This window comes from Streptomyces sp. NBC_00443, assembly GCF_036014175.1.
GTDB lineage: Bacteria > Actinomycetota > Actinomycetes > Streptomycetales > Streptomycetaceae > Streptomyces.
In genome coordinates this window covers 4347916-4366277 of record NZ_CP107917.1, presented here as the reverse complement: position 1 = coordinate 4366277, position 18362 = coordinate 4347916, and the positions used below count along the sequence as shown (strand labels likewise).

Genomic DNA, 18362 nt, shown 5'->3' with positions numbered 1-18362 from the left:
CCCCCGCTCCGGACAGCCTGGGCACACGTTCGAGTCCCAGATGTGGAGACCCCCTGCCGTGGCTACTTTCCTGTATCGAGTGGGCCGTCTGGCCTTCCGGCGGCGCTGGTACGTCGCCCTGGTCTGGGCGGCCGTCCTGGCCGCCGTCGGACTGGGTGCCCTGAAGGCCCCGGGCGCCGTCGACGAGGAGTTCTCGATGCCGGGCATCGAGTCGCAGAACGCGTTCGACCTGATGGAGGAGCGCTTCCCGGGTGCGACGGCGGACGGCGCCACCGCGCGGGTCGTCTTCGTCGCGCCGGGCGGGCAGAAGATGACCGCCGCCGAGAACAAGAAGGCCGTCGAGGAGGCCGTGGCCGAGCTCGGTGACGGATCGCAGGTCGCGAGTGCCGTCGACCCGTTCCGGACGCAGGCCGTCAGCAAGGACGGCACGACGGCGTATTCGACGGTCACCTACAAGGTCGGTGCGAGCGAGCTCACCGACGCGAGCAAGGCGCATCTGGAGCGGACGCTCACGCAGGCCCAGGAGTCGGGGCTGACCGTCGAGGCCGGCGGGACCGCCATGGACGACGGCGGTGGTCCGGGCGGGGCGGCCGAGGTCATCGGCGTCGCCATCGCCGCCGTCGTCCTGCTCGTCACGTTCGGGTCCCTCGCCGCCGCCGGGCTGCCGCTGCTGACGGCCGTCATCGGCGTCGGCGTCAGCATGGCCACGATCCTCGCCCTGTCGAGCGCGCTCGGCCTGTCCACCACGACCGGCACCCTCGCCATGATGCTGGGCCTGGCCGTCGGCATCGACTACGCCCTGTTCGTCGTCTCGCGCTACCGGGAGGAGCGGGCCAAGGGCCGTGCGCCGCAGGAGGCGGTGGGGATGGCCGTCGGTACGGCCGGCTCCGCGGTCGTCTTCGCCGGGCTCACCGTCGTGATCGCGCTCGCCGGGCTCGCGGTGGTCGGCATCCCGATGCTCACCAAGATGGGCCTGGCCGCGGCGGGCGCGGTCGTCGTCGGCGTCTTGATCGCGCTGACGCTGGTCCCGGCCTTCCTCGGCTTCTGGCCGAACGCGGTGCTGTCGCGGCGGGCCCGCAAGAGCGGCCGTACAGAGGAGAGCGTCGAGAGCAACGGCGGCACCCGCTGGGCGCGGTTCGTGCTGCGCCGGCCGCTGCCCGTGCTGCTCCTCGGCGTCGTGGGACTCGGGGCGCTCGCCGTGCCGATGACGGGTCTGCAGCTGGGCATGCCCGGTGACGAGGCCAAGTCCACCTCCACCACCGAGCGGCGGGCCTACGACGCGCTCGCCGAGGCCTTCGGGCCGGGCTTCAACGGGCCGTTGACCGTCGTCGTGGACGCCAAGGGGGATGCGGATCCGAAGGGCGCAGTCAGCACGATCGCCGAGGAGATCGGCGGCACGAAGGGGGTCGTGTCCGTCTCCCCCGCCCGCTTCAACGGCGCCGGGGACACCGCCGTCTTCTCGGTGGTGCCGTCCACCGCGCCGACCGACGAGAGGACCAAGGACCTGGTGACGACCATCCGGGGCGAGCGGGACGGAGTCGAGGCCGGGACGGGGGCCACCTTCGAGGTCACCGGCACCACCGCGATGAACATCGACATCGCCGGCAAGGTGCAGGCCGCGCTCGTGCCGTATCTGATCGTCGTGGTCGGGCTGGCGATCTTGCTGCTGCTGGTGGTCTTCCGGTCGCTGCTCGTGCCGTTGAAGGCGGCCCTCGGCTTCCTGCTGTCGGTGCTGGCCTCCCTCGGCGCGGTCGTCGTGGTCTTCCAGCAGGGGCACGGCGCCGAACTGCTGGGCGTCGAGCAGACCGGGCCGATCATGAGCCTGATGCCGATCTTCCTGGTGGGCATCGTCTTCGGGCTGGCCATGGACTACGAGGTCTTCCTCGTCTCGCGGATGCGGGAGGCGTACGTCCACGGCGAGTCGTCCGGCCAGGCGGTCACGTCCGGCTTCCGGCACAGCGCCCGCGTGGTCGTGGCCGCCGCCCTGATCATGATCGCGGTCTTCGCCGGGTTCATCGGCGAGAGCGACTCCATGATCAAGATGATCGGGTTCGGGCTCGCCTCCGCCGTACTCCTCGACGCCTTCGTCGTACGGATGGCGATCGTGCCCGCGGTCCTCGCCCTGCTCGGCGACAAGGCCTGGTGGCTGCCGAAGTGGCTGGACCGGATCCTGCCCCGGGTCGACGTGGAGGGGGAGGCGCTCAGCGGGCGGTCCGCGGCGGAACCCGCCCCGAGCGAGTCGGCCGAACTGGAAGCGGCGCGCACCTGATCTGCCCTGCCCACCCCCACCGGGACCGCCCGTGACGAAGGACACGGGCGGTCCCGTCCGCCGTTCGTACCGTCCGTACCCGCCGGCGTTCACCATGGACCCAGCCGACCGACCGGAGAGCATCATGAGCACCAGCCCGGAGCGGCGCTACGCGGACCGCATCGAGGAGTTCTCGGACCGCCACCCCCATGTCGTCGACGTGGTGCTGGTCGCGGCGCTGATGGGCTGCGCGTCCCTCGGCAGCATGCTCACCCTGCCCGGCGCCGACCCGCCGGACCAGGACAGGACCGCCGTCGCCTTCATGGGGGTGGCCTGCCTCGCCCTGCTGAAGCACCGCAGCCACCCGCGCGTCGCCGTCGTCGTGGCCGCCGCCTGCACGGTGACCGTGATCGCGCTGGGGTATCTGCTCACCCCGCTGCTGCTGGCGCCCGTCATGGGCGCGCTCTACTGGCTGGCCACCCTCACCGACCGCCCGACGACCCGCGCCTACGGCATCGCGACCATGGTGGCCGTGACCGTCGCGGCGGCGATCTCCGACAGCATGGACCACCTCTCGCTGCTGCTCAGGACGATCGGCCCGTTCTTCTGGCTGCTGCTGCCCCTCGCCGCCGGCAACATGACGCGGCTGCGGCGCGCCTACCTCCAGGCCGTGCAGGCCCGAGCCGAGCACGCCGAGCGCACCCGGGAGGAGGAGGCCCGGCTGCGCGTCACCGAAGAGCGCATGCGGATCGCCCGCGAACTGCACGACGTCGTCGCCCACCACCTGGCCCTGGCCAACGCCCAGGCCGGCACGGCCGCGCACCTGGTGCTCACCAGCCCGCAGCAGTCGCAGCATATCCTCACCGACCTGACCGGGACGACGTCCTCCGCGCTGCGCGAACTGAAGGCCACACTGGGCCTGCTGCGACAGAACGGCGACCCGGACTCCGCCCCCCTGGAACCGTCCCCCGGGCTCGCCCGGCTGCCCGAGCTGGTCTCGGCGTGCGCGTCGGCGGGGGTCACCGTCACGGTGACCACGGACGGGGAACCGCAGCCGCTGTCCCCCGGTGTGGACCTGACCGCGTTCCGGATCGTGCAGGAGGCACTCACCAACGTCACCAAGCACGCCACCGCGGAAGCCGCGACCGTACGGATCGGCTACTCCGACTCCCGTCTGCTGATCACGGTCGTCAACGACGGCCCCACCGCAGCCGGTGCCGGCTCCGTTCCCGGGACCGGGGCGCTCCACGGCTTCGGCGTCATGGGCATGCGCGAGCGGGCCCACTCCGTCGGCGGCGAACTCTGCGCGGGCCCGCGCCCCGAGGGCGGCTTCGAGGTCACGACCGCGCTGCCCCTGCAGCCGTACGGTGCCGGGGAGCCTACGACCCCATGAGCGGCGGCGCCCCTCCGTGCGAGAATGCCGGTGCTCCACGTCCGTGTCCGCACGGTGTCCCACTTGCTCCGCGCTGATCCATCGAGGTTTCCGTGACCAAGCCCGTCGCCCGCGAGCCCCTGCGCCGCAACGCGCGGGCCAACCGGGCGCGCATCCTGGCCACGGCCCGCCGGGAGTTCGGCCGGAACCCGGACGTCACGCTGGAGGAGCTGGCACGCGCCGCGGGTGTCGTACGGCGCACTCTCTTCGGCCACTTCCCCGGGCGCGAGGCGCTGTTGGAGGCCCTCGCCGAGGAGGCGTCCGAGAGTCTGCGCGGCGCGCTGGCCTCCGGTGTGCAGGCCGTCGAGGGGGAGCCCGCCGAGCACTCGCTCGCCCGGCTCGCCTTCTCGATGTGGCCCGTGGGTGACCGCTACCGCCTGCTGTTGGCGCTGGCTCAGCGCGACCTGGGCGCGGAACGGGTGGCCGAGGTGCTGGCACCGGCCCGCGCCACGGCCACGGCCATCCTGGAGCGGGGTCAGCGGGACGGCGTCTTCCACACCCACCTGCCGGCCGCCGCGCTCAGCGCTGGGCTGGAGGCGATGACGGTCGCGCTGCTGGAGTCGGTCAACACCGGGGTGCTGGAGGACGACGGCACCCGGGTCGCCATCGTCACCCTCATCGCGGCCGGCGTTCCGGAGGAACGGGCGCGGGCGGTGGCGGAGGCGGTCGCGCCGACGGTGCCCGCCATGCCGGACGCCGCCGACGACTGAGCGGTCGCATCCGGCTGCTGATCCCGCTTCTCATCCCGCTTCTCATCCCGCCTCTGACGGGCTCGGTACTTGACGGGCAGCTTAATTACCCGATGATGGGCAAACATGGCCCGCTCCCGGGTCGCCGCACGCCCGCCCGTACCGGAGACACCATGAGCCGACCTGCCCGCACCACCTCCTTCTCTTCTCGCCCACCGATCACGGGTACTGGCCGGAGTCCCCGACGGTGGGCACCCTCGTCCCGCCGGACTGGCGCTGTGACGGCATCGCCGAGGTCCGGTTCGTGAGCACTGCCGCGGCGCTCGCCATGCCGGCGCGCATGCGGGAGGTCCACCTCGACGAGCAGAACGTCTTCGAACGGGTCCTCGGTCACGTCACCGGGCCGGGTGCAGGGCGCTGGTGGACGGACGGGCACCAGGAGGACGTGGGCCACCGCACGGTCGTGCTGCTGCGCCGGCGGCGGGGGGGCGCGGCCGGGCGTTCCGGAGCTTCGTCCACGACCGGGTCGGTCCCGCGTTGCAGGCGGCCGGCGCGCGCGATCTGCGGACGTACACCTTCCTGCCCTGGTCAAGGCTGGTGCACCCGACACCCGGGGTCGCGCACGACAACCCGGTCTTCCGCCGCTACCACGGCTGCGTGGTCGTCGGTGCGCAGAGCCGCGCCGCGATGGACGCGATGCTGAAGTCGCCGTCGGTCGCCGGTGTCGTGGCCGAGCAGCACACGGTTCTCACGGCTGTCCACGCCTACGCCGTGGAGCGGAGCGTGCCGGTCATCCGGGCGTAGCCCGAGAGCGACCCCCGAGAGCGTCCCCCGACAGGGGAAGGACGGTGCCGGGCGTCCCCTCCCGGCACCGTCCGGGGCCGTGCGCCGCTCAAGGCACGGCCCGTTCAGGGGTGGTGGCGACTCAGACGGCGCCGCCCGTGTGGGCCTCCTGCGAGTCGCGGGTCTCCCTCATCTCCTGCTCCTCCTGAGGCTCCGACTTCTCCTGCGCGCCCTCCGAGCGGTGCTTGCCCGCCTTGCGGTGGCCGGGAAGGACGGCGAGGACGATCAGCGTGCCGGCGGCCATGATGATCCCGCCGATCAGGCTGGTCTGGGCGACGCCGTGGGCGAAGGCCTCGTGGACGGCGTCGACGAGGGCCTGGGCCTGCTGGGCGCCGCCGGCCGGGTTCTTCGCCACCTCCTGGGCCACCGCGAGACCGCCGCCCACCGAGTCCTTGGCCGTCTCCAGCGCGGAGTGCGGCAGCTGGCCGCCGATCAGCTCCGTGAGCTTGTCGCGGTACGCCGTACCCAGCAGCGAGCCGAGGATCGCGATGCCCAGGGCACCGCCCAGCTCCAGCGAGGTGTCGTTCGCGCCGCCGCCGACGCCCAGCTCGGACTCGGGGAAGGAGCCCATGATCGTGTCGGTGGCCGGGGACACGCTCAGACCGATCGCGAAGCCCAGCATGATCAGCGACGCCAGGAAGTCGGTGTACGAGGAGCCCTGGTCGATCAGGGTGAGCAGGAACACGCCGGCCGTGCCGATCACCATGCCGGAGACGACCATGGCCTTCACGCCGAGCTTCGGCGTCAGCCGCCCGGTCACCGCGGCGCCGACGAAGACGGCACCGGCCAGCGGCAGCAGCCGTACGCCGGTCTCCAGTGCCCCGTAACCGAGGACGAACTGGAGGTACTGGGTGGCGTAGTAGAGCGAGCCGAAGGTGCCGAAGAAGAAGAACAGCACCGCGAGCATCGAGCCGCTGAACGGCCGCTGGGCGAACTTGCGCACGTCCAGCATCGGGTGCGGGTGGCGCAGCTCCCAGGCGACGAAGGCCAGCAGGCCGACACCGGCGGCCACGGCCGCGGCGATCGGACCGGCGCCCCAGCCGAAGTGCGGGCCCTCGATGGCCGCGTACACGAGCGAGCCGACGGAGACGATGGACAGCAGCCCGCCGACGTAGTCGATCCGGCCCATGCCCGCCGCCTTCGACGGCGGCACGAGCGCCAGCGCGCCGACGGCGGCGACGATCGCGATGGGCACGTTGATCAGGAAGGTCGACCCCCAGGCGTGGTCCTCCAGGAGCCAGCCGGCGACCAGCGGGCCCACGGCGATGGCGAGGCCCGAGGTGGCGGTCCAGCCCGTGATGGCCTTGGCGCGCTCACCGCGAGGGAAGATCGCGACCAGCAGGGACAGGGTGGCCGGCATGACGACGGCGGCACCGACTCCCATGACCGCGCGGGCGGTGATGACGAGCGCGGTCTCGTCGACCAGGCTGCCCATCACGGATCCGCCCGCGAAGATCAGCAGGCCCACGATCAGGGCGCCGCGGCGGCTGTACTTGTCGCCGATCGCGCCCAGGACGAGCATCAGCGCCGCGTACGGGACGGTGTAGCCGTCGATGACCCACTGCAGGTCGCTGCTGGTGAGGTCCAGATCCCGGGTCATGCCGGGCGCGGCCACGATCAGCGACGTGTTGGCCATGACGACGATCAGCAGGCTCAGGCAGAGCACGAGCAGTGCCCACCAGCGCCGTGTGTACGGCCCGGTCATCTTCTCGACGGGTGTGGTGGCAAGGAAGGGCACGGGGACTCCCAGGGGAGGTGAGTTATTTGCACATCAATGAGCAGACTAGTTTCTTGCCCGCCGATGTGCAAATATCGCGGTGAGCCCACCCGACCCCTCCCTCCGCACCGAGGTGCCGACGTGACCAGCCCGACAGCCCCGCACCCCGTACGCCGCCGCCGTACGACGCGTGCCACGCGCGCCCGCATCCTGGACGCGGCCCTGCGGGAACTGGGCCGCAACCCCGAGTGCAGCCTCGGCGACATCGCCGAAGCCGCGGGGGTGGCACGGCGCACCGTCTACACGCACTTCACCGGCCGGGCGGCGCTGGTGGAGGGGCTCGCCGGGGAGGCGGCGGAGGCGATACGCCTTGCCGTCGCCGACACGAGCGGGACCGATGCGAGCGGGACCGATGCGAGCGGGACCGGCCCGGGCGCACCCGACCCCGGCCCCGCGAGTGCCCTGGCCCACTTCGTCCTCACCCTGTGGCCGGTCGGCGACTGCTACCGCACGCTGATGGGCCTCGCCCACCAGGACCTGGGCAGCGAGCAGGTGAGCGACCTCCTCGCCCCGGCCCGCGAGCGGGTCGCCGGCATTCTCGCCGAAGGGCAGCGTCAGGGTGTGTTCCACGGCGCCGTACCGGCCGGACCGCTCAGCGGCGCCATCGAGGCCCACCTGCTCGCCCTGCTCGGCACGGTCAACTCCGGGATCTGGGCTGACGACGGCACGGGAGCCGCCACCGCCGCGCTGATCGCCGCCGGAGTCGACAGCGACACAGCCGCCGTCACGGTCCGGCGGCTGCACGCCACCGACCGGATCCGTCCGCCCCACCGACCCCACTGAGGAGGCCACCGCGCATGCGCCGGTCCCAACAGCACGGACATGACTACGGCTACGGCCCCGACCATGACCACAACCCCGACCACGCCTACGAGTCGGCGTATGAGCCCTACGAGCCGTACGCCCCGCACGAGCCGATGGATCCGAACGAGCCCCGCCGCCCCCACCGCAGCCGGCGACGAGTCACCGCCGTCGCCGTCGCCGCCCTGGTCACGCTGACCCTCCTCCCCGTCGCCGCCGACCGGTTCGCGGCGGCGCGCATCGAGTCACGTACGGCGAAGGCGTTCCAGGAGGGCATGAACACACCCGTCGAGCCGGAGGTGCACGTCCGCGGCTTCCCCGTGGTGACGCAGGCGGCGTCCGGCACCCTGGACCACGTCGACATCACCGCCCGCGACATACCGGCCCGCGGGACAACGCGCCCGCTGCCGGTGAGCGAACTCTCTCTCCGGCTCGACGGGTTGACGAAGTCCGACGACGACGGCGAGGCACGGGCCCGCAGTGCGGAGGCGACCGCCTTCCTGTCGTACGCGGACGTCTCGAACGCGCTCGGGCTGGAGATCTCCCAGGGCCGCCGTCCGGGCCGGGTGAGCGCGGTCGTCCTCCTGCCCCTCGGTGAGGAGGTCACCGTGACGACGACCGTGACGGCGGACTCCGGAAACCGCATCGTCTTCGACGACTTCACCGTCTCGGGCGGGGCGTTGCCCGGCGTCGGGAGCGCGGTGCTCGACAAGGTCTTCCAGCAACCGATCCAGCTGCGGAACATCCCCGAAGGGCTGCATCTGCGCTCGGTCACCCCCACGGCCGACGGCCTCAGCGCCCGCTTCTCGGGCCGCGCGGTCACCTTCCGGCCGGACGCGGAGTCGCAGGGCGACGTCTGACGTCCGGCGGCGTGGGCCCGTCAGGGCGTCGGGGAGACGACGTCAGGCCCGGCTCACCTTCGCGGAGTACCGTGCGGCGTGATCCACCGGCGGCCCGGCCGTCGCTGCACGGAAGGACCGAACCTGAACACCCCGCTCGCCGAGACGCTGTCCGTGGCCATGCTCGTGCTCGTGCTGGTCTGTGCCGTCGTCCGACCCTTCAACTGGCCGGAGGCCGTGGTCGCCGTACCGGCCGCGGCGCTGGTGGTGGCGACCGGCGCGATCTCCCCGGGCCACGCGCTGGACGAGGCCGAGCAGCTCGGGCCGGTCATCGGCTTCCTCGCGGCCGTCCTGGTCCTTGCCCAACTCTGCGACGACGAGGGACTGTTCCAGGCCTGCGGGGCATGGATGGCGCGTACGGCCGCCGGCCGGCCGCGCCGCCTGCTGATGCAGGTGTTCCTGGCCGCGTCGGCGATCACGGCCGTACTCAGCCTGGACGCCACGGTGGTGCTGCTCACGCCGGTGGTGTTCGCGACGGCGGCCCGGCTCGGGGCCCGCCCCAAGCCGCACGTCTACGCCTGCACGCACCTCTCCAACACGGCCTCCCTGCTCCTGCCGGTGTCCAACCTCACCAACCTGCTGGCGTTCGCCGCCAGCGGGCTCAGCTTCACCCGGTTCGCCGCGCTGATGGCGCTGCCGTGGCTGGCCGCGATCGCCGTGGAGTACGTCGTCTTCCGGCGCTTCTTCGCCACCGACCTGGACGCCGGGGCCCAGGCACCGCACACTGCCGACGCCCCCGAACTACCGCTGTTCGCCCTGGTGACCGTGGGCTGCACGCTGGCCGGGTTCGTGCTGACGTCGGCCGTCGGCATCGATCCGGCCTGGGCGGCGCTGGCCGGCGCGGCCGTCCTCGCGGTGCGGGCCCTGCTGCGGCGCAGTACGTCCCCCAAGGCGCTGCTGCGGTCCGTCTCGGTGCCGTTCCTGGCCTTCGTGCTGGCGCTCGGGATCGTGGTCCGCGCGGTCGTCGACAACGGGCTCGACACGGCCCTGGGCCATCTCATCCCCGACGGCACCGGGCTGGCGGCCCTGCTCGGGCTGGCGGCGCTGGCGGCCGTACTGGCCAATGTCATCAACAACCTGCCCGCGGTGCTGGTCCTGCTGCCGCTGGCCGCCGGCTCCGGCCCCGGCGCGGTCCTCGCGGTGCTGCTCGGGGTGAACATCGGCCCCAACCTCACCTACGCCGGCTCGCTCGCCACTCTGCTGTGGCGGCGTATCGTCCACGCGCATGACGCGGAGGTGGAGCTGGGGGAGTTCACCCGGCTCGGGTTGTACGCCGTACCGGCGAGCCTCCTCGCCGCGGTGCTGTCACTGTGGGCCTCACTGGCCGTGATCGGAGGAGGCTGATCCCATGGCGGTGGTCGTCTGGATCGTCGAAGGCACCTGGCCGGCCTGTGTGGACGCCGCGCGACGGCATGCGCCGCAGGACGCCGAGGTGGTCCTGCTGCATGTCACCGGGCACGAGGCCGCGGACGCCGCGCACGGCGCGTTCGCCGGGCTGCTCGGCCGGGGCCACCCCGAGCGCGACCCCGGCACCCGCGTCGAGCATCTCGCCGCCGCCTCCGCCGAGAGCCTGCTGCAGGCGGCAACCGAGCGTCTCGACCGCCCGTGCACCCGCGTGGAGCGCTCCGGCCGCGCCGAGCGCGAGGTCGTCGCCGCGACGGAGGGCGCCGAACTGCTCATCCTGGCCCGCGACGGCGACCGCGCCACCCTCGGCCCCCACAGCCTCGGCCCCGCGAGCCGCTTCGTCGTGGACCACGCCCCCTGCCCACTCCTGCTGGTCTGGCCGGAGCCTGCCCCGGACCTGACGACTATGCCGCCCCCACCGCCGCATCCTCCGCACCACGGGTAGCACCTGCGGAGCCTGAGCAGCGGCCGGGGGGCAGTCGAGTGAACAGTGGTGCTGTCAGAGGCCGAATTCCTGGGGGGACAACCCGAGCGTCGAGCAAGCCTCGCGCAGGACCTGCTCCTCCGCCGGTGCGATGTAGCCGTCAGCGCCTGCCACGACGAAGCCGGTCTGGACGACCGCCCGGGCCTCCGTCGGCTTCTTGGCGGCCTTGGCGATCTCCTGCAGGGCCTCGGTCTTGCCCTGCTGGAAGTTGAAGGACAGCTGGTCGACGTGCTTGTTGAAGCGCTGCCGCAGCTGCTCGGAGGGGAAGTTCTGCAGGACGTCGTTGTTCAGGATCAGCGACTCCACGTGCTGGCGCTCGGCCGGGTCGACATTGCCGTCGGCGGCGGCGACCAGGGCACACATGGCCATGCTGGCGTCCCGGTAGGCACCGCTCTTCAGCTCCGTCTTGAGTGAGGTGAGCTGCGTCTTGAGTGTGCTCACCAGCTGGGCCTTGGATCCTCCCGAGGACCCGGAACCCGGCCGCCCGTGCCCGCCGGAGCTCCGCCCGGCCTGCGCCTGCTGCAGACCCTTGGCCTGGTCCTTGATCCGATCCCACATCGCCATCCGTGCCACCTCGGCTTCAGCCCATGTCGTTCAGGTCGACTGCGTGTGTTGCATGTGTTCCGTGTGTCGTCCTGCAAACGTCCGCCGGCCCTCGGGAGTTCCTGGGCCGGCGGACGCGCCTGGAGGTCACCGCTCGACGACCGGCCGGAAGGCGTCCCGCACACCGGACTTGGACGTGGAGACGAACTCGTCGCCAGGCCCGTAGTCGTAGCTGCCGTAGTACTCGTAGTACAGGGTCCGCGGGCAGCTCGTGCCGCCGATCTGCACCGAGCGTGGGTCGACGCGCTTTCCGGTGCGCAGCTCGTACACCTTCAGCGGGATCTTGACCTTGTAAAAGGTCACCGAGTAGGGGAGGTACTCGGACTTGTCGTTCTCGTAGGAGCAGGTTTCGACGGCGGTCCCGTTCTCCGCCGTGTCCGCGCAGACCACGAGCGCGGCCTTGGCCGGGTCGTCGGTGCGCCAGCCGCCGGGGAGCTGCCCGGTGTACTCGGTGTCGCCGAGGAACAGCGCGCGGTTGGACCCCTTGCGGTACGCCGGGGCACCGCTGTACCTGGCCGGAGCGTCGCAGTAGCCCGACTTCGCGTCGTACGCGTCCGTGACCAGAGCGCGCACCTTCTGCAGTTCGAGGGCGAGGGTGGCCTTCTTCACGCCGCCGCGGGCCTCGTCCGCGCGGTCGTCGTCGGGGTAGGTGTCGAGGAGGTGCTGGTAGCGGGCCTGTGCCTGCTGCCAGGCGTCCTCGGACATCAGGTGGTCGCCGCAGCCCACCAGCGCCGCGGGTTCCGTGCGCTTCGCGGCGGCGGCGCCCCGGTCCAGTACGTCACGGGAGGGCTTGCGGTCGCGCAGCCAGCCGGCGATGTCGGCGGTGGCGCAGGAGTCCTCGGTGGGCAGGCCGGCTAGGAAGGTGTCCAGCACCGTCCTGACGGTCTGCTCGTTGCCGGGCTCCTCAAGGACGCCGGAGAGGGCACGGAAGCCGCGCTCCAGGTCCTCAGTGCTCCCGTCCCGCGCGGCGCCGGTCAGCGTGAGCGCGGCCCGCTCCAGCCGCCGGCACGCCTCCACCACCGCCTCGCCGGGTTCGACCACCGGGGCGCCCGCCAGGCGGTGGCCGAGCCCCACCTCGCCCTGCGCGGCCACGGCCGCCTCGCAGTCGCCGCGCTCGCGGGCCTCGGTCACGCGGTTCTCGATGCCGTACGCGCCGACCCGCAGCAGCACGGCGGTCAGCAGTACCGCGACAGTGAGGGCGAGCGTGACCGCGCGCTGCCCGCGTCGTACGACGTGCTCGGCGCGCCCGTGTGCCAGGGACCAGCCGTGTGCGGTGCCGGCCGCCCACCACACGAGCAGCAGGATCTCCGCCCAGGTGTCGGCGGTCGACACGGCGACGTTGAGGAGCCAGCCCGTGCCGATGGCCGCGAACGCGGCCAGCCGCCAGTGACCCAGCAGCATGTAGCCGATGCCGAGCAGCGAGGCGTTGCCGAGCGCCGCTGCCACCGGGTCGCTCGGGCGCGGGGGCCTGGCCGGCGCGGGAGGCCGCGGGGGCTCGTCGGGCGGTACGAAGGGGCCGTGGGCGAATGCCGGGGAGTCCATGGGCCGTCACCCCTGGATGTACGGGGACGCCGGGTTGCGTACGGAGAAGTAGCCGCGGCCGGTCGCGCCGCTCACCATCCACAGGGCCGCCACGTCGATGCCGGCGACCACGAACGTCGCGAGGTTGGGCGCCCCGGAGGCCAGCGAGCCGAGGAAGCCGACGGCCGTCGACAACGCCACGAACGACAGGCACACGATCAGCACCACACGGACCCAGCCGCGGCGCTTGCGGGCCAGCACGACGCAGGCGGTCAGCAGCGCCGCCAGCCCCCAGCAGAAGAGCGCCAGGAACCAGGCCATGCCCATCGGCATGAGCAGGTCCTGCCCGTGCTCCTGCTTGCTCCGGTTCTCCTCGAGGACCGCCCAGCCGCCGAACGCCGTACCAAGTGCGTGCACGGCCACGACCACGAGGACGAAGATGACTGCCCCGGGCATGCGCACCCCCTGGGGAGAAGCCGGGCCGGCCTGCTCGGGCTGGTGGGAAGAGCTCTGCATCGCGTTCACCTCACGCTTTCGTCGTCCGGCAGGTCGTAGACCCGGGCCCAGTCCACTTCGTAGACCGCGCTCTGCAGGTCGTCGCCGTGGAAGTTGTCGAGCTGGATGGTCTGGTGCATCGACGGGGCGCACTGCATGCAGTCGCGGTCGTCGTCCGCCCCGTCGGCGAAGCGGAACCACTCCTCGCCGTCGATGAAGCCGCGCACGTGGTCCGGGGTCCACTCGACGGCGACGTTGTGCCACTGCGTCAGGTCCACCCCGCACTTGCGCGCGAACTCCTGCTGCACGGGCACGTCTTCGGGGTGCGGGTAGTGCAGGAAGGCCTCGGCGCACTGCTCGCCCGGGGCGCCGTTCTCCAGGTAGTCGTACTCGCCGTCCTCGGGGTGCCGGTTCGAGTCCGGCCACAGGATCAGCAGCGGGTGGTACTGCCGCCCGTTGTCGGGCGCGGTGCCCCGGGAGCGGACGCGGGCCTCCCACCGGCCGTACTTCTGCCCGTACGACGAGGCCAGCCAGCCGGTGTCGCCGTTCGCCTTCCCGGTCATGCGCAGGATGCCGCCGACGACGCGGGTGTTGACGTCGCAGCGGCGGCCGTTGCCGCTGTGGCCGGGCCAGCACATGCCGGGGCCGCCGCCCGCCAGGCGCCAGCGGTCGCGGTCCGGTACGGCGGGCCCCGCCTCGGAGCCGTAGTCGAACTCGTCCGACCCCTGGGGCAGCGGGTCGCCCCAGCCGTACCGCTCGGCTGCGGTCACCGCGGGGCCGGCCGCGGTGGTCGTCGTACGGCCGGGTGCGGCGTTCACCGTGGCCGCGGTGAGCGTCAGCCCGAGGGCTGCCGCGCCGAGCCCCACGGCGAGGTGCCGGGCGCGAAGTCGTCGGTGCATGACTCCCCTTCAGCGGGTCGGGTACGGGTGAAGGGAGCGGCGGGCCGAGCCCTCCCCCCTTGCGGGGCTCGGACCGCGCCATGGCCGTCCTGGCCACGTCCCACGATCAGTCGACCGCCGTGCGGGGTTGTTCGGCAGGCCCACCCCCGGCACCGAACAAAACAGGAGGCGTGAACCGAACCGAGTGGCCTGGAGGAAGCGTGAGGATCGGGTGAACGCCCGTGCCCCGACCGGCGATATGACGGAGAGTCGATCGAGGGTGACCGAAGGGGAGGGCGGGCCACGTGTCGGGACAGCCGGGTCCGGGGCGCACCGAGGGCGAGCTTGATCCGCAGGCCGGACCGGTACCGCGCTTCGCCGCCGAACTGCGCGCCCTGCGCGAGTCAGCGGGGAAGCCCACCTACCGGGCGATGGCCGAGCGGGCGCGGTACGGGGTGACCACGCTGTCGCAGGCGGCCGCCGGAAAGCAGCTGCCTTCCCGCGCCGTGACGCTGGCGTACGTCAAGGCGTGCGGCGGCGACGTGATCGAGTGGGAGCGGCGCTGGCACGAGGTGTCGGAGGAGCAGGCCGCCGCGGCCGACGACAGCACCCGGCCGCCGTACCGTGGCCTGACCCGGTTCGAACCCGGCGACGCCGACCTGTTCTTCGGCCGCGACCAGCTCGTGGAGCGGCTGACCGAGCTGAACCGCAAACACCGCTTCACGGCGGTCTTCGGCCCCTCCGGCAGCGGCAAGTCCTCGCTGCTGCGCGCCGGGCTGATCCCCCGGCTGCGCACCCCGAGCGGCGGCGAGGACGGCGCCCCCCGCGACGCGCCTCCCGCGGCCGTACGCATCCTCACGCCCGGCGCGGACCCGCTGCGCACCCACGCCGAGCGGCTCGTGCCCGTCCCGGACACCGCTGCCGACACCTGGCTGATCGTCGACCAGTTCGAGGAGCTGTACACGCTCGGCGCCGAACCGGCCGACCGGGACGCCTTCATCGACCGGCTCGTCGCCGCCACCGACGCCGACAGCCGGCTGCGGGTCGTCATCGCCGTGCGGGCCGACTTCCTCGGCCGGTGCGCCGAACACCCGGGCCTCACCGCCGCGTTGCAGGACGCCACGCTGCTCGCCGGGCCGATGAGCCGGGCCGAGCTGCGGGAGGCCATCGTCCGCCCGGCCGCCGCGGCCGGCCTGATCGTCGAACGCGCCCTGACCGACCGCCTCCTGGACGCGGTCGAGGGCGCCCCCGGCGGGCTGCCGATGATGTCGCACGCCCTGCTGGAGACCTGGCGTCACCGCAGCGGCCGTGTCCTGACCGAGAGCGCGTACGAGGCGGCCGGTGAACTGCACGGCGCCGTCGTCGGCACGGCCGAGCAGGTGTACGGCGAACTCACCGCATCGCAAGCCGAGTTGGCCCGCAGGATCCTGCTCCGCCTCGTCGCCCCCGGCTGGGGGTCCCCGCTGATCGAGCGCGGCCGGGAGGTCGGCGCGGGCGCACCGGACACCCGGCGCCCCACCGACCACGCGGAGCTCGACTTCGGCAACCCCGCCGACACCCGGGTGGTACTGGAACGGCTGGTCCGGGCCCGTCTCATCACCTTCGACGACGGCACCGTCGACCTCGCCCACGAGGCCCTCATCACCGCCTGGCCCCGTCTGCGCGGCTGGATCGACGCCGAACGCGACCGGCTGCGTGTGCACCGCTCGCTCTCCGAGGCGGCCCGCACCTGGCAGGCGCTCGGGCAGGAGAACGCCGCGCTGTACGCCGGGTCCCGGCTGTCCGCGGCCCGCGACGCCTTCCCCCGCGACACCGCACCCGAAGGCGGCCGCAGCGAGGAACTCACCCCGCTGGAGCGGCAGTTCCTCACCGCCTCGCTCCGGCGCCGGCACCGCGCCGCGCTCCTGCGCCGTACGGTCGTGGCCGTCCTCGCCGCGCTCACCCTGCTCGCCACCGGCACCGCGGTCGTCGCCCTCCAGGCCCGCACCACAGCACAGGCCGAACGGGACGACGCCGTCTTCGGCCGGCTCACCGCCGAGGCCGACCGGGTCCGGGACGCCCAGGCCGGGGTGGCCGCCCGGCTCGACGTGGCCGCGTACCGGATGCGCTCCACGGCCGACCTGCGAACCCGGCTGGCCTCGGACGCGGGCCGGGTGCTGGCCACCCGGCTGCCCGGCCACGACGGTGTCGCCAGCTCCGTGGCGTACGCGCCCGATGGCCGCACGCTCGCCAGTGGCGGCCATGACGGCCTGGTCCGGCTGTGGGACACGGACGCGGGCAAGCCACAGGGCGAACCGCTGCGCCTGCGTACGGGAGGCGTCAGCGCGGTCGCCTTCTCCCCGCCGGACGGCGGCCTGCTGGCAGCCACAGGCAAGGGCGGCGGCATCCAACTGTGGGATGTGCACGACCGGTCGCGGCCCCGCGCTCTCAGCGGGCCGCTCGTGAGCCACGGCGAACAGAACGTCGTCTCCGCCGTGTTCGCCCCGGACGGCAGGACGCTCGCCACCGCCGGCGACGACGGCACCGTACGGCTGTGGGACGTGACCGACCCGGCCCGCCCCGCGCCGATCGGCGAGCCCGCCGACGCCGACGCGTCCGAGGCGCGCAGCGTCCGCGCGGTCGCGTTCGCCCCGGACGGGGAGACCCTGGCCACCGGCGGCTACGACGGGACCGTACGGATGTGGCGGTTCGGCGAGGACGCCGGGAAGGAGGACGGACCCGGGATCGCACCGCTCGGCAAGCCGCTGCGGGAACACTCCGCCCCCGTCTGGACGCTGGCCTTCTCCCCGGACGGCCGCACGCTGGCCTCGGCCGGCTTCGACGAGACCGTACGCCTGTGGGACGCGTCCGCCCCGGGCCGGGTGCGCCCGCTGGGCGAACCGCTCACGGGGCACACCGCGCCCGTCATGTCGGTGGCGTTCAGCTCCGACGGCGAGACCCTCGCGACCGCGGGCGAGGACGACCGACCCCTGCTGTGGAACGTGGCCAACCCCGGCTATCCACTGCAGCTCGGGGAGCCGCTGACCGGGCACACGGAGGCCGTGTGGGAGGTGGCCTTCAGCCCCGACGGCCGCACCCTCGCCAGCGCCGGCGCCGACGGCGGCGTCCTGCTGTGGCACCGGCCGCCCACCGTCCTCACCGACTTCACCAACCCGCTCACCGAGGTGGCCTTCAGTCCCGACGGCCGCCTGCTCGCCGTCGCCAGCACCGACGACGGCCTGGTCCGCCTGTGGGACGTACGCCGCCCTGACCAGCCGCGCAGGATCCCGCGGACGCTCGGCCACGAGGACGCGGTCCTGGCCGTCGCCTTCGCCCGGGACGGCCGTACGCTGGCAAGCGGTTCGAGGGACGGGACCGTACGCCTGTGGGACCTCTCCACGCCTGGACGTCCCGCCCCGCTCGGCGAACCGCTCGACGCGCACGACGGCGGCGTCCTCACCGTCGCCTTCGCCCCGGACGGCCGCACGCTGGCCACCGGCGGCGACGACGACACGGCACGACTGTGGGACGTACGCCGACCGGACCGCGCACGTCCCCTGGGCGAGCCCCTGCGCGGCCACGAGGACGCCGTCACCTCCGTGGCCTTCAGCCGCAACGGCCGGCTTCTGGCCACCGGCGCCGAGGACGACACGGCACGGCTCTGGCAGGTGGGCGGCGCGGGCGACCGGACCCGGGCACGGCCCGCGGGCGCGGCCCTCACCGGGCACGACGAGCCGGTCAACGCGGTGGCCTTCGCCCCGGACGGCAAGACGCTGGCGACCGGCAGCGACGACCGTACGGTCCGGATGTGGGACGTGCGACGGCTCGACCATGTCCGTCCGCTGGGGGAGGAACTGGCCGGGCATCGCGGGGCGGTCAGGGCGCTTGCCTTCGCCCCGGACGGCCGGACACTCGCGACCGGCAGCGGCGACCACGCCGTCCGCCTGTGGGACGTGACCGACCCGGCCCGCGCCGAGTCCTACGGCCAGGAACTCACCGGCCACACGGACACCGTCACCTCCGTCGCGTTCGGCGAGGACGGCACCACCCTCGCCTCCGTCGGCTACGACCTGACGGCCCGCGTGTGGACCCTGGACGCGGACCGCGCGGCGGCCCACGTCTGCGACCGCACCGGCGGCGTCCTGAACCGCGCCGAATGGGAGGAACGGCTGCCGCAGCTCGCGTACCGGGACGTGTGCGAGGGGCGATAGACGCGGTCAGGGCGGCTCAGGGGGGCGTGCTCAGGGGCGTGCATGAGTGAGTGCTGCTGCGGCGCGCGGACTCAGGGTGGAACGGAAGTTCTTGCATC

General features: G+C 73.2%; 15 protein-coding genes. 9 read left to right on the top strand and 6 right to left on the bottom strand.

Translation table 11 applies throughout. The features are described from left to right. Nucleotides 1–58 precede the first annotated feature (58 nt). The 3 genes from OHO27_RS19515 (at nucleotide 59) to OHO27_RS19505 (ending at nucleotide 4390) form a co-directional block, all read left to right on the top strand. Nucleotides 59–2269, top strand: a complete 2211-nt coding sequence (locus OHO27_RS19515) for an MMPL family transporter (RefSeq protein WP_328425642.1) — start codon at nucleotides 59–61, stop codon at nucleotides 2267–2269. A gap of 124 nt (nucleotides 2270–2393) precedes the next feature. Next, nucleotides 2394–3641, top strand: a complete 1248-nt coding sequence (locus tag OHO27_RS19510) for a sensor histidine kinase (RefSeq protein WP_328425640.1) — start codon at nucleotides 2394–2396, stop codon at nucleotides 3639–3641. Between the two features lie 92 nt (nucleotides 3642–3733). Further along, complete coding sequence (locus tag OHO27_RS19505) at nucleotides 3734–4390, top strand: TetR/AcrR family transcriptional regulator (protein WP_328425638.1); 657 nt, start codon at nucleotides 3734–3736, stop codon at nucleotides 4388–4390. A 198-nt stretch (nucleotides 4391–4588) separates the two neighbouring features. Here OHO27_RS19505 and OHO27_RS19500 read toward each other — a convergent pair whose 3' ends face one another. After that, a complete protein-coding gene (locus OHO27_RS19500) occupies nucleotides 4589–4711 on the bottom strand; it encodes a hypothetical protein (RefSeq protein ID WP_328425635.1) in 123 nt (40 codons plus the stop codon). 195 nt (nucleotides 4712–4906) lie between these two features. Here OHO27_RS19500 and OHO27_RS19495 point away from each other — a divergent pair, with 195 nt between their 5' ends. After that, nucleotides 4907–5173 (top strand): hypothetical protein, encoded by a 267-nt coding sequence (locus OHO27_RS19495; RefSeq protein WP_328425633.1) that lies wholly within the window; start codon nucleotides 4907–4909, stop codon nucleotides 5171–5173. 121 nt (nucleotides 5174–5294) lie between these two features. Here OHO27_RS19495 and OHO27_RS19490 read toward each other — a convergent pair whose 3' ends face one another. After that, complete coding sequence (locus OHO27_RS19490; RefSeq protein WP_328425631.1) at nucleotides 5295–6950, bottom strand: MFS transporter; 1656 nt, start codon at nucleotides 6948–6950, stop codon at nucleotides 5295–5297. 120 nt (nucleotides 6951–7070) lie between these two features. Between OHO27_RS19490 and OHO27_RS19485 the strand changes: the two genes are divergently transcribed. From OHO27_RS19485 to OHO27_RS19470, 4 genes are all read left to right on the top strand, one after another. After that, a complete protein-coding gene (locus OHO27_RS19485; RefSeq protein WP_328425629.1) occupies nucleotides 7071–7772 on the top strand; it encodes a TetR/AcrR family transcriptional regulator in 702 nt (233 codons plus the stop codon). 14 nt (nucleotides 7773–7786) lie between these two features. After that, a complete protein-coding gene (locus OHO27_RS19480) occupies nucleotides 7787–8650 on the top strand; it encodes an LmeA family phospholipid-binding protein (RefSeq protein WP_328425627.1) in 864 nt (287 codons plus the stop codon). Between the two features lie 123 nt (nucleotides 8651–8773). Next, the gene (locus tag OHO27_RS19475) at nucleotides 8774–10033 is read left to right on the top strand and encodes an SLC13 family permease (RefSeq protein WP_328430489.1); all 1260 of its coding nucleotides are present in this window, start codon (nucleotides 8774–8776) and stop codon (nucleotides 10031–10033) included. 4 nt (nucleotides 10034–10037) lie between these two features. Further along, on the top strand, nucleotides 10038–10538 hold the full coding sequence (locus tag OHO27_RS19470) for a universal stress protein (RefSeq protein WP_328425625.1): 501 nt from the start codon (nucleotides 10038–10040) through the stop codon (nucleotides 10536–10538). A 54-nt stretch (nucleotides 10539–10592) separates the two neighbouring features. Here the strand turns inward: OHO27_RS19470 and OHO27_RS19465 are convergent, their stop codons facing one another. From OHO27_RS19465 to OHO27_RS19450, 4 genes are all read right to left on the bottom strand, one after another. Beyond that, a complete protein-coding gene (locus tag OHO27_RS19465; RefSeq protein WP_328425623.1) occupies nucleotides 10593–11141 on the bottom strand; it encodes a tellurite resistance TerB family protein in 549 nt (182 codons plus the stop codon). A 126-nt stretch (nucleotides 11142–11267) separates the two neighbouring features. After that, nucleotides 11268–12722, bottom strand: a complete 1455-nt coding sequence (locus OHO27_RS19460; protein WP_328425621.1) for a hypothetical protein — start codon at nucleotides 12720–12722, stop codon at nucleotides 11268–11270. A 6-nt stretch (nucleotides 12723–12728) separates the two neighbouring features. Beyond that, a complete protein-coding gene (locus tag OHO27_RS19455; protein ID WP_328425619.1) occupies nucleotides 12729–13217 on the bottom strand; it encodes a hypothetical protein in 489 nt (162 codons plus the stop codon). A gap of 5 nt (nucleotides 13218–13222) precedes the next feature. Beyond that, the gene (locus OHO27_RS19450) at nucleotides 13223–14095 is read right to left on the bottom strand and encodes a glycoside hydrolase family 16 protein (RefSeq protein ID WP_328425617.1); all 873 of its coding nucleotides are present in this window, start codon (nucleotides 14093–14095) and stop codon (nucleotides 13223–13225) included. 284 nt (nucleotides 14096–14379) lie between these two features. Between OHO27_RS19450 and OHO27_RS19445 the strand changes: the two genes are divergently transcribed. After that, nucleotides 14380–18264 carry an nSTAND1 domain-containing NTPase gene (locus OHO27_RS19445; protein ID WP_328425615.1) on the top strand — a complete coding sequence of 1295 codons (3885 nt, stop codon included), beginning with the start codon at nucleotides 14380–14382 and terminating at the stop codon, nucleotides 18262–18264. The last annotated feature ends 98 nt before the right edge of the window (nucleotides 18265–18362 follow it).

What these genes read in the sequence shown, in the direction of transcription:
- OHO27_RS19455 (WP_328425619.1), bottom strand. Translation starts at nt 13,217, where the DNA reads ATGCAGAGCTCTTCCCACCAGCCCGAGCAGGCCGGCCCGGCTTCTCCC.
- OHO27_RS19500 (WP_328425635.1), bottom strand. Translation starts at nt 4,711, where the DNA reads ATGCGCGCCGGCATGGCGAGCGCCGCGGCAGTGCTCACGAACCGGACC.
- OHO27_RS19450 (WP_328425617.1), bottom strand. Translation starts at nt 14,095, where the DNA reads ATGCACCGACGACTTCGCGCCCGGCACCTCGCCGTGGGGCTCGGCGCG.
- OHO27_RS19460 (WP_328425621.1), bottom strand. Translation starts at nt 12,722, where the DNA reads ATGGACTCCCCGGCATTCGCCCACGGCCCCTTCGTACCGCCCGACGAG.
- OHO27_RS19510 (WP_328425640.1), top strand. Translation starts at nt 2,394, where the DNA reads ATGAGCACCAGCCCGGAGCGGCGCTACGCGGACCGCATCGAGGAGTTC.
- OHO27_RS19470 (WP_328425625.1), top strand. Translation starts at nt 10,038, where the DNA reads ATGGCGGTGGTCGTCTGGATCGTCGAAGGCACCTGGCCGGCCTGTGTG.
- OHO27_RS19480 (WP_328425627.1), top strand. Translation starts at nt 7,787, where the DNA reads ATGCGCCGGTCCCAACAGCACGGACATGACTACGGCTACGGCCCCGAC.
- OHO27_RS19465 (WP_328425623.1), bottom strand. Translation starts at nt 11,141, where the DNA reads ATGGCGATGTGGGATCGGATCAAGGACCAGGCCAAGGGTCTGCAGCAG.